Below are 10,101 nucleotides of genomic sequence, written 5' to 3'. Positions count from 1 at the left end.
CTTGCCAGCGAAAGCGGTCTAGAGCGGTTCGCTACCGATACTGACACTCAGCGAATGCGTCGCCCCAGGCTTGAGCGTCACCACGTCATCCCACACATTCGCTGTCTCGATGCACAGCATGCGCTGCCAGCCGTCATCGGCCATGTCCGGTAACTCGGCGGCTCGGTCCACCCATGGATTCCAGATCACTGCCGAGCGCGAGCCCTGGGTATGCAGGGTGATACGCCGGTTCCATGCCGGGTCGACGATGCTCAACCGATCAGGCGCCTGCAGGTAGATACGGTCGGTTTCCCCGGCAAACGCCAGGTCACCGTGCTGGGTGCGTTGTTCCCAGTCCGCCAGGGTCTCGATATACCCCAACCCGTCCACGCCTTGCACCCGCGCCCCGCGCACATCGCTGACGGCCAAGTAACTGTGCAGGGCCTGGCTGAGCGTGACGCTTTCATTGCCCAGGTTGTAGCTACTGAGGGTGAGCGTCAGTCGCTCGCCCAGCACGATGCTCAGTTTCAGCTCGACCGCGTGTGGCCAGCCAGGCAGGTCGCCCAGTGCCTGGGGCAGGGTGAAGTCGACGCGTACCACCTCATCCTGGCTGTCGATGCCGAGCAATTGCCAGTCACGCCCGCGCACCAGGCCATGCGCTGGCGCTTCGGCGCCGTGGTACATGGCCTGCACGGCGTGCGGATTGCGTTGAAGGTTGCCGAACCAGGGCCAGCATACCGGTACGCCGGCGCGCACCGACTTGCCCTGCCTGAAGATGGCCTGGTCACTGAGCCACAGCAGCGGCGGCTCGCCCACGCGCTGGTAACTCAGTACCTGTGCGCCCTGTTGGGCGATCAACAGCTCGGCGCCAGGCGTGCTGATACGCCAGCAGCTGAGTTCACCGTGCTGTTCGACTTCTACCTTGGGTGTGGACATGCGTTGTACTCGATGGGTGGCCTACAAGGTCTTGGACCTCTCGCAGACCCCCGAGTTTAACGCGCCCCCGGCTCAGCGACGAGGCGGTACCGAACGGGTGCGCCCGCTGCCGTCGATGGCAACGAACACAAATACCGCTTCGGTGACCTTGCGCCATTCGCTGCTCAGCGGGTCGTCGCTCCACACTTCGACCATCATCTGGATCGAGCTGCGGCCGATCTCCAGGGTCTGGGTGTAGAAAGACAGCTGCGCGCCCACGGCTACTGGCACCAGAAAGGCCATGCGATCGATCGCCACAGTGGCCACGCGACCACCCGCGACACGGCTGGCCATGGCGGTACCGGCCAGGTCCATCTGGGCAACCAGCCAGCCGCCGAAGATATCGCCAAAACCGTTGGTTTCACGGGGTAATGCGGTGATCTGCAAGGCCAGGTCGCCTTGCGGGATAGGATCTTCTTGTTCGAGTTCAATCATGCCGGGGGTGCCTCTGACCCGTAACGCTTCGTTGGTGGCGCTGGTGCGGACGCCGCGAAAAACGATTCAGCACGAAACATACTACGCTGCTTTCGCTTTGCCGGGCGGCGAAGGGAAACTCTGCGAAACCGACTAAGCATACTCAGCGGCGTTTTCGCACAACATCCCACACAAGGCGTAACCTCTTAATACGAGCGGCCAGTATATAGAGCCTCGCGCAGAGCGACGACCATGCGGTCACGATTATCTGTGCTGTTTATGCAGATCTGTGTGCTTTTTCAAGCAATTTGCTATCGTTCGACCTCCTGACAGGCCGGGCCAGCGCTGCTGCGGCTTGATTTGCCCATAAGAGACACTTCGATGACCTCCGTGCCCACCTCTATCGAGCAGCCCTCGCGCCCGCTCACCCGCAGTGACTACAAGACCCTGTCGCTTTCCGCCTTGGGTGGTGCGCTGGAGTTCTACGACTTCATCATCTTCGTGTTCTTTGCTGCGGTGGTGGGCAAGCTGTTCTTCCCGGTCGACATGCCCGAGTGGTTGCGCCTGATGCAGACGTTCGGCATCTTCGCCGCCGGCTACCTGGCGCGTCCGCTGGGCGGCATTGTCATGGCCCACTTCGGCGACCTGCTGGGGCGCAAGAAGATGTTTACCCTGAGCATCTTCATGATGGCCGTACCGACGTTGATCATGGGCCTGCTGCCGACCTACGCGCAGATCGGCATCTGGGCGCCAATCCTGCTGCTGGTGATGCGGGTCATCCAGGGTGCGGCCATCGGCGGTGAAGTGCCCGGGGCCTGGGTGTTCGTGTCCGAGCACGTGCCGGGGCGCAACGTTGGCTACGCCTGCGGCACCCTGACCGCCGGCCTGACCTCGGGCATCCTGCTCGGCTCGCTGGTCGCCACCCTGATCAATACCGTCTACACCCCGCAAGAGCTGTCCGACTACGCCTGGCGTATCCCGTTCCTGATGGGCGGGGTGTTCGGCCTGTTCTCGGTGTACCTGCGCCGCTGGCTGCACGAAACCCCGGTGTTCGCCGAGATGCAGCAACGCAAGGCGCTGGCCGAGGAAGTGCCGCTGCGCGCGGTGCTGCGCGACCACCGCGGTGCCATCGTGCTGTCGATGCTGCTGACCTGGCTGCTGTCGGCCGGCGTGATCGTGGTGATCCTGATGACGCCGACGGTACTGCAGAGCGTTTACGGTTTCAGCGCTACCACCGCCTTGCAGGCCAACAGCCTGGCCATTGTGCTGCTCAGCATCGGCTGCATCGGGGCCGGTGCACTGGCCGACCGCTTCGGCGCCGGTCGCGTGTTCGTCAGCGGCAGCCTGGCGCTGCTGGCCAGCTCCTGGACCTTCTACCACAGCATCGCGGCGCATCCGGACTGGCTGTTCCCGCTGTATGCGCTGACCGGCCTGTGTGTCGGCGTGATCGGTGCGGTGCCGTATGTGATGGTGCGTGCCTTCCCCCCGGTGGTGCGCTTCAGCGGCCTGTCGTTCTCCTACAACCTGGCCTACGCGATCTTCGGCGGCCTGACCCCGATCATGGTCACCTCGCTGATGAAGTTCAGCCCGCTCGGCCCGGCCTACTACGTGGCCGGTATCTGCACCCTTGGTCTGCTGGTGGGCATCTACCTGCTCGCAACCAAACGCTGACCCCCTCTGCAACGCCCCTCGCAACACTTTGAAAAGGCCATCCCTCGTTCGAGGTGATGGCCTTTCATCTAATTGTCACATTCAGTTCATAGAGTAGTCATGCGGCCTGCAGATACTTGGGCCCGAACCATCTACCCCACTTCCTGCTAGGAGTAAGGCATGAAACTGAAGCGTTTGATGGCGGCCCTGACCTTTGCCGCCGCTGGCGTTGCGACTGCCAACGCAGTTGCCGCTGTTGATCCTGCTATTCCGACCTACGTCAAGACCACTGGCGTCTCGGGCAACCTCTCCAGCGTCGGTTCCGATACCCTGGCCAACCTGATGACCCTGTGGGCCGAGGCCTACAAGAAGGAATACCCGAACGTAAACATCCAGATCCAGGCCGCCGGCTCCTCCACTGCGCCACCCGCGCTGACCGAAGGCACCGCCAACCTGGGCCCGATGAGCCGCAAGATGAAAGACGTCGAGCTGCAGGCGTTCGAACAGAAGTACGGCTACAAGCCGACTGCTATCCCGGTCGCCGTCGATGCCCTGGCCGTGTTCGTGCACAAGGACAACCCGATCAAGGGCCTGACCATGGCCCAGGTCGACGCGATCTTCTCTTCGACCCGCCTGTGCGGTGCCAAGGCCGACGTGAAAACCTGGGGCGACCTGGGCGTGACCGGCGACCTGGCCAACAAGCCAGTGCAGCTGTTCGGTCGCAACTCGGTATCCGGCACCTACGGCTACTTCAAGGAAGAAGCCCTGTGCAAAGGTGACTTCAAGCCTAACGTCAACGAACAACCTGGCTCGGCTTCGGTCGTGCAGTCGATCAGCAGCTCGCTGAACGGCATCGGTTACTCGGGCATCGGCTACAAGACCGCCAGCGTGAAAACCGTGCCTCTGGCCAAGAAAGAAGGCGGCGCGTTCGTCGAAGACAACGAATCCAACGCCCTCAACGGTACCTACCCGCTGTCGCGTTTCCTCTACGTCTACGTCAACAAGGCGCCGAACAAGCCTCTGGCCCCGCTGGAAGCCGAGTTCGTCAAGCTGGTGCTGTCGCAGGCCGGTCAGCAGGTCGTGGTGAAGGACGGTTACATCCCGCTGCCCGCCAAAGTGGCTGAGAAAGCACTGGCCGACCTGGGCCTGAACCACGCCGCCAAAGGCGTTGCTGCAAACTGAGTGTGAACCGGCGCGGCCTGGAAGCCCTCCAGGCTGCGCTGCAAATTGCGGGTCCGCTGCCAGGGATGTCTGGGCGGCGGGCTTTTTTGCGTCACTGCATTGTCATGTTTTTGTCATACGGGACCGCTAGGGTGAGCGCATGAATGATCTGGCCAACTCCACCATGACCCAAAATTCCCCCCCCGTGCGGATTGATTTCAATACGCCCGAGCTGCAACGCAAGCGTCGCCTGCGTGCATTCAAGGATCGCCTGACCCGCTGGTATGTACTGGTGGGCGGGCTTGCCGTGCTGGCGGCGATCACCTTGATCTTCTTCTACCTGGCCTATGTGGTCGTGCCGCTGTTCCAGGGCGCCGAACTGACCACCAAGAAAGCCATGACCCCGACCTGGCTGAGCCAGGACGCCGGCAAGCCGCTGATGATTGCGCTCGAAGAGCAGAATCTGGTGGGCATGCGCGTTTCCGACAACGGTCAGGCGCTGTTCTTCGACACCAAGACCGGTGCCGAGCTCAGCCGTGTGGCGCTGCCGGTGCCCGCCGGTACCCAGGTGACCTCGATCGGTGCCGACCAGCCAGGCAACCCGCTGATCGTGCTGGGCCTGTCCAATGGCCAGGCGCTGGTGTTCAGCCACAGCTACAAGATCACCTACCCGAACAACAAGAAGACCATCACCCCGGCCATCGACTTTCCGTATGGCCAGGAGCCGTTCGCTCTTGGTGAGGCCGGCCGTGCCCTTGAGCACGTCAGCCTCAACGTGAATGGCCAGACCCTGGTGGTCGCCGGCTCCAGCGGCGCTCAGTTGCAGGTACTGCAACTGAGCCGCGAAGAAAACATGATGACCGGCGAAGTCACCAGCGAGCAGAGCCGTATCGAGCTGCCGCAGATGACCGAGACGGTCAAGGCGATCTTCATCGACCCGCGCCAGCAATGGCTGTACGTGATCAATGGCCGGGCCCAGGCCGACGTGTTCAGCCTGCGCGACAAGAGCCTCAATGGCCGCTACAAGCTGCTTGACGATGCCAGCACCGACGTCACTGCCAGCACCCAGCTGGTGGGTGGCATCTCGCTGATCATTGGTGACTCCAAGGGTGGCCTGGCGCAGTGGTTCATGGCCCGTGACCCGGATGGTGAACAACGCTTCAAGAAGATCCGTACCTTCCAGATGGGCAGCGCGCCGATCGTGCAGATCGATGCCGAGGAACGTCGCAAGGGCTTCGTGGCGCTGGACGCCAGCGGCAAGCTCGGCGTGTTCCACAGCACCGCGCACCGTACCCTGCTGGTCGAGCCGCTGGCTGAAGGCGCTGGCGTGCTGGCGCTGTCGCCACGGGCCAACCGCATCATCGTCGAGGAAGGCGGCAAGCTGATCCCGGCCAGCCTGCGCAACCCGCACCCGGAAGTGTCCTGGAGCGCGCTGTGGAGCAAGGTCTGGTACGAAAACTACGACGAGCCCAAGTACGTCTGGCAGTCGACCGCCTCCAACACCGACTTCGAGCCCAAGCTGAGCCTGTCGCCGCTGACCTTCGGTACGCTCAAGGCCGCGTTCTACGCGATGATCCTGGCCGCACCGCTGGCGATTGCCGCGGCGATCTACACCGCCTACTTCATGGCCCCGGGCATGCGCCGCAAGGTCAAGCCGGTGATCGAACTGATGGAAGCGATGCCGACGGTGATCCTCGGCTTCTTCGCTGGCCTGTTCCTGGCGCCGTATCTGGAAGGCCACCTGCCGGGTGTGTTCAGCCTGTTCCTGCTGATGCCGTTCGGCATCCTGCTGGCCGGCTTTGCCTGGAGCCGCCTGCCTGAGTCGTTGCGCCTGCGCGTGCCGGATGGCTGGGAAGCGGCGATCCTGATTCCGGTGATCCTGTTTACCGGCTGGGGCGCGCTGACCATGAGCCCGTTCCTCGAGACCTGGTTCTTCGGCGGCGACATGCGCCTGTGGATCACCAATGACCTGGGCATCACCTACGACCAGCGCAACGCCCTGGTGGTCGGTATTGCCATGGGCTTTGCGGTCATCCCGAACATCTACTCGATTGCCGAAGACGCCGTCTTCAGCGTGCCGCGCAGCCTGACCCTGGGCTCGCTGGCACTGGGCGCCACGCCGTGGCAGACCCTGACCCGCGTGGTCATCCTGACCGCCAGCCCGGGGATCTTCTCGGCGCTGATGATCGGCATGGGCCGCGCGGTGGGTGAAACCATGATCGTGCTGATGGCCACGGGCAACACCCCGGTCATGGAAATGAACCTGTTCGAAGGTATGCGCACCCTGGCGGCCAACGTCGCGGTGGAGATGCCCGAGTCGGAAGTCGGTGGCAGTCATTACCGCGTGCTGTTCCTCGCCGCGTTGGTGCTGCTGATGTTCACCTTCGTGATGAACACCTTGGCCGAGCTGATTCGCCAGCGTCTGCGCAAGAAATACTCGTCGCTTTGATAGAAAGGTAGAGATCCGTGAAAAAGGATTCCCTCAAGAGCTGGTTCAAGAGCGGCGCCCCCGGCGTCTGGATAAGCGGTGGCGCGGTGGCCATCGCGGTGATCATGACCATCGGTCTGCTCTCCGTGATCGCCGTGCGCGGCCTGGCGCACTTCTGGCCGGCTGACCTGATCCAGGCCAGCTACAACGTGCCGGGCCAGGCCAGCCACGTGGTGGTCGGCGAAGTCGTGCAGAAGGAAGAGGTGCCGCTGGCGCGTCTGAAGGGTGCCGGCCTGCCGGTGCCCGACAACGGCCCGGAGTTCATGACCCGCGAGTTGATCAAGGTCGGTAACCGCGACCTCAACGGCAGCGACTTCTCCTGGGTGGTCGGCGACTGGCTGGTCGACCAGCAGAAACCCGTCGACCTGATGGCCCTGGAGCGCCGCGAGTGGGGCAACTTCTACGGCTACCTGGTCAGCGTGAAGGAAAACGGCAAGGTGGTCGCCGAAGGGCAGGCCGCCTGGAACGAGCTGCAAGCACGCCTCAAGCGTGCCGACGGCCTGGCCGGCGAGCTGCAGAAGCTCGAGAAGAAAGACATCGGCGCCATCAACCATGGCCTGGAGCGCCTGCGCCTGCAAGCGCGCAAGCTGGAGCTGGACGGCAAGCTGGACGCCGCCGCGCAAGCCGACATGGACGCCGAGCGCGCCGAGCTGAACAACCGCTACAAGGCCATCGAGGAACGCCTGGGCGCACTGCACCAGGACTTCAGCCGCGACAGCCTGGTGGCGCGTGACGGCAACGGCCGCGAAGTCGAGATCAACCTCGACAAGGTGGTCCACGCCTACCAGCCCAACGGCATGAGCTACTTCACCAAGCTGGGCACCTACTTTGCCAAGGTCTGGGAGTTCCTCAGCGACGACCCGCGTGAAGCCAACACCGAAGGCGGGATTTTCCCGGCGATCTTCGGCACCGTGATGATGACCCTGATCATGGCGGTGATCGTCACCCCGTTCGGCGTGCTGGCGGCGGTTTACCTGCGTGAGTATGCGCGTCAGGGCCCGGTCACTCGGCTGATCCGCATCGCGGTGAACAACCTGGCGGGTGTACCGGCGATCGTCTACGGCGTGTTCGGCCTGGGCTTCTTCGTGTACGTGCTGGGCGGCTCGCTCGACCGGCTGTTCTTCCCTGAAGCCCTGCCGGCGCCGACCCTGGGTACACCGGGGCTGCTGTGGGCCTCGCTGACCCTGGCGCTGCTGGCCGTGCCGGTGGTGATCGTGGCGACCGAAGAGGGCCTGGCGCGTATCCCGCGGACCGTGCGTGAGGGCTCGCTGGCCCTGGGCGCCACCAAGGCCGAGACGCTGTGGAAGATCGTGCTGCCGATGGCCAGCCCGGCGATGATGACCGGCATGATCCTGGCCGTGGCCCGCGCCGCCGGCGAGGTGGCACCGCTGATGCTGGTGGGTGTGGTGAAACTGGCGCCGTCGCTGCCGGTGGACGGCAACTACCCGTACCTGCACCTGGACCAGAAGATCATGCACCTGGGCTTCCACATCTACGACGTCGGTTTCCAGAGCCCCAACGTCGAGGCCGCGCGGCCGCTGGTGTATGCCACCGCGTTGCTGCTGGTGATGGTGATCGCCACCCTCAACCTCTCGGCGGTGTGGATCCGTAACCACCTGCGCGAGAAGTACAAGGCGCTGGACGCCTGAGACACCCTTATTGCAGCTGCCGCCTGTGCGCCGAGCGCCGGGCGGTTCGATGAAACGAAATTGATAGCGTATGGAGTCTGACCATGCAGCATGAATCCCACGCCCACGGCATCGACATGTCGGCCCTGGGTCGTACCAAGCAGAGCCTGCAACTGGCCAACGAGACCGTGGCCATCGAAGTGCCCGGCCTGAGCCTGTACTACGGCGAAAAACAGGCGCTGTTCGACGTCAGCCTGAACATCCCCAAGCAGCGCGTGACCGCCTTCATCGGCCCGTCGGGCTGCGGCAAGTCGACCCTGCTGCGCACCTTCAACCGCATGAACGACCTGGTGGACGGTTGCCGTGTGGAAGGCGCGATCAACCTCGACGGCAACAACATCTACCGCAAGGGCGAAGACGTGGCCGAGCTGCGCCGTCGCGTCGGCATGGTGTTCCAGAAGCCCAACCCGTTCCCCAAGACCATCTACGAGAACGTGGTATACGGCCTGCGCATCCAGGGCATCAACAAGAAGCGTGTACTGGATGAGGCCGTGGAATGGGCGCTCAAGGGCGCGGCACTGTGGGAGGAGGTCAAGGACCGCCTGCACGAGTCGGCACTGGGGCTGTCCGGTGGTCAGCAGCAGCGTCTGGTGATTGCCCGTACCATCGCGGTTGAACCTGAAGTACTGCTGCTCGACGAGCCGTGCTCGGCGCTCGACCCGATCTCCACGCTGAAGGTCGAAGAGCTGATCTACGAGCTCAAGTCCAAGTACACCATCGTCATCGTGACCCACAACATGCAGCAGGCGGCACGGGTCTCTGACTACACCGCGTTCATGTACATGGGCAAGCTGGTGGAATACGGTGACACCGACACCCTGTTCACCAACCCGGCGAAGAAGCAGACCGAAGACTACATCACCGGTCGCTACGGCTAGGCCCGGTTGCAGCAACGACTGATCACTGCGCTCGACCGCACCTCACCGGACGCTCCAAGGATTCTTCATGATCGACAAAGACAGCCTTACCCATCACATCTCCCAGCAATTCAACGCCGAGCTCGAGGAAGTGCGCAGCCACCTCCTGGCCATGGGCGGGCTGGTCGAGAAGCAGGTCAACGACGCGGTCACCGCGCTGATCGAGGCCGATTCGGGCCTGGCCCAGCAGGTGCGCGAGGTCGATGAGCAGATCAACCAGATGGAGCGCAACATCGACGAGGAGTGCGTACGCATCCTGGCCCGGCGTCAGCCGGCAGCGTCGGACCTGCGCCTGATCATCAGCATCTCCAAGTCGGTGATCGACCTGGAGCGCATCGGCGACGAGTCCACCAAGATCGCCCGCCGCGCCATCCAGCTGTGCGAGGAGGGCGAGTCGCCACGCGGCTACGTCGAGGTGCGCCACATCGGCGACCAGGTGCGCAACATGGTGCGTGATGCGCTCGATGCATTTGCCCGTTTCGACGCCGACCTGGCGTTGTCGGTGGCGCAGTACGACAAGACCATCGACCGCGAGTACAAGACGGCCCTGCGTGAGCTGGTGACCTACATGATGGAAGACCCGCGTTCGATTTCGCGGGTGCTTAGCGTGATCTGGGCCCTGCGTTCGCTGGAGCGCATCGGCGACCACGCACGCAACATCGCCGAGCTGGTGATCTACCTGGTGCGCGGTACCGACGTGCGTCACCTGGGCCTGGCACGGATGAAGCAAGAGGTCGAGGGCAGCGGCGAAAAGGCTAATGTTCCGGGCAAATCTGACGATAAGTAAGACTGCCCCGAGAATGAACGCCCGGCCCTGGCCGGGCGTTTT

8 protein-coding genes are annotated in these 10,101 nt (G+C 63.4%); 6 read left to right on the top strand and 2 right to left on the bottom strand.

Translation table 11 applies throughout. The annotated features are described in order from the left end of the window. Positions 1-18 precede the first annotated feature (18 nt). Together G3436_RS02505 and G3436_RS02500 are read right to left on the bottom strand one after the other, a co-directional pair. Positions 19-915, bottom strand: coding sequence for a D-hexose-6-phosphate mutarotase (locus tag G3436_RS02505; RefSeq protein WP_163940914.1), 897 nt, complete (start codon positions 913-915; stop codon positions 19-21). Between the two features lie 72 nt (positions 916-987). Beyond that, entirely contained in the window at positions 988-1,389 is a 402-nt protein-coding gene (locus G3436_RS02500) for an acyl-CoA thioesterase (protein ID WP_009402429.1), read from the bottom strand. Between the two features lie 360 nt (positions 1,390-1,749). On the opposite strand from G3436_RS02500, the gene G3436_RS02495 reads away from it, so the two are divergent. The 6 genes from G3436_RS02495 to phoU all read left to right on the top strand — a co-directional run bounded on the left by G3436_RS02495 (position 1,750) and on the right by phoU (position 10,059). Further along, entirely contained in the window at positions 1,750-3,039 is a 1,290-nt protein-coding gene (locus tag G3436_RS02495; protein WP_163940911.1) for an MFS transporter, read from the top strand. Between the two features lie 159 nt (positions 3,040-3,198). Next, entirely contained in the window at positions 3,199-4,200 is a 1,002-nt protein-coding gene (locus G3436_RS02490) for a phosphate ABC transporter substrate-binding protein PstS (RefSeq protein ID WP_163940908.1), read from the top strand. A 139-nt stretch (positions 4,201-4,339) separates the two neighbouring features. After that, the gene (locus tag G3436_RS02485; protein WP_163940906.1) at positions 4,340-6,628 is read left to right on the top strand and encodes an ABC transporter permease subunit; all 2,289 of its coding nucleotides are present in this window, start codon (positions 4,340-4,342) and stop codon (positions 6,626-6,628) included. Between the two features lie 17 nt (positions 6,629-6,645). After that, a complete protein-coding gene (gene pstA / locus G3436_RS02480) occupies positions 6,646-8,316 on the top strand; it encodes a phosphate ABC transporter permease PstA (protein ID WP_163940904.1) in 1,671 nt (556 codons plus the stop codon). Positions 8,317-8,399: 83 nt separating this feature from the next. After that, a complete protein-coding gene (gene pstB, locus G3436_RS02475; RefSeq protein ID WP_163940901.1) occupies positions 8,400-9,233 on the top strand; it encodes a phosphate ABC transporter ATP-binding protein PstB in 834 nt (277 codons plus the stop codon). Positions 9,234-9,300: 67 nt separating this feature from the next. Further along, positions 9,301-10,059, top strand: coding sequence for a phosphate signaling complex protein PhoU (gene phoU, locus G3436_RS02470; RefSeq protein ID WP_163940898.1), 759 nt, complete (start codon positions 9,301-9,303; stop codon positions 10,057-10,059). The last annotated feature ends 42 nt before the right edge of the window (positions 10,060-10,101 follow it).

Source organism: Pseudomonas brassicae (assembly GCF_010671725.1).
GTDB classification, from domain to species: Bacteria; Pseudomonadota; Gammaproteobacteria; order Pseudomonadales; family Pseudomonadaceae; genus Aquipseudomonas; species Aquipseudomonas brassicae.
Note: the sequence above shows the minus strand (reverse complement) of the source record. Positions and strands in the feature narration are given on the sequence as shown.

What these genes read in the sequence shown, in the direction of transcription:
- phoU (WP_163940898.1), top strand. Translation starts at nt 9,301, where the DNA reads ATGATCGACAAAGACAGCCTTACCCATCACATCTCCCAGCAATTCAAC.
- G3436_RS02485 (WP_163940906.1), top strand. Translation starts at nt 4,340, where the DNA reads ATGAATGATCTGGCCAACTCCACCATGACCCAAAATTCCCCCCCCGTG.
- G3436_RS02505 (WP_163940914.1), bottom strand. Translation starts at nt 915, where the DNA reads ATGTCCACACCCAAGGTAGAAGTCGAACAGCACGGTGAACTCAGCTGC.
- G3436_RS02490 (WP_163940908.1), top strand. Translation starts at nt 3,199, where the DNA reads ATGAAACTGAAGCGTTTGATGGCGGCCCTGACCTTTGCCGCCGCTGGC.
- G3436_RS02495 (WP_163940911.1), top strand. Translation starts at nt 1,750, where the DNA reads ATGACCTCCGTGCCCACCTCTATCGAGCAGCCCTCGCGCCCGCTCACC.
- G3436_RS02500 (WP_009402429.1), bottom strand. Translation starts at nt 1,389, where the DNA reads ATGATTGAACTCGAACAAGAAGATCCTATCCCGCAAGGCGACCTGGCC.
- pstB (WP_163940901.1), top strand. Translation starts at nt 8,400, where the DNA reads ATGCAGCATGAATCCCACGCCCACGGCATCGACATGTCGGCCCTGGGT.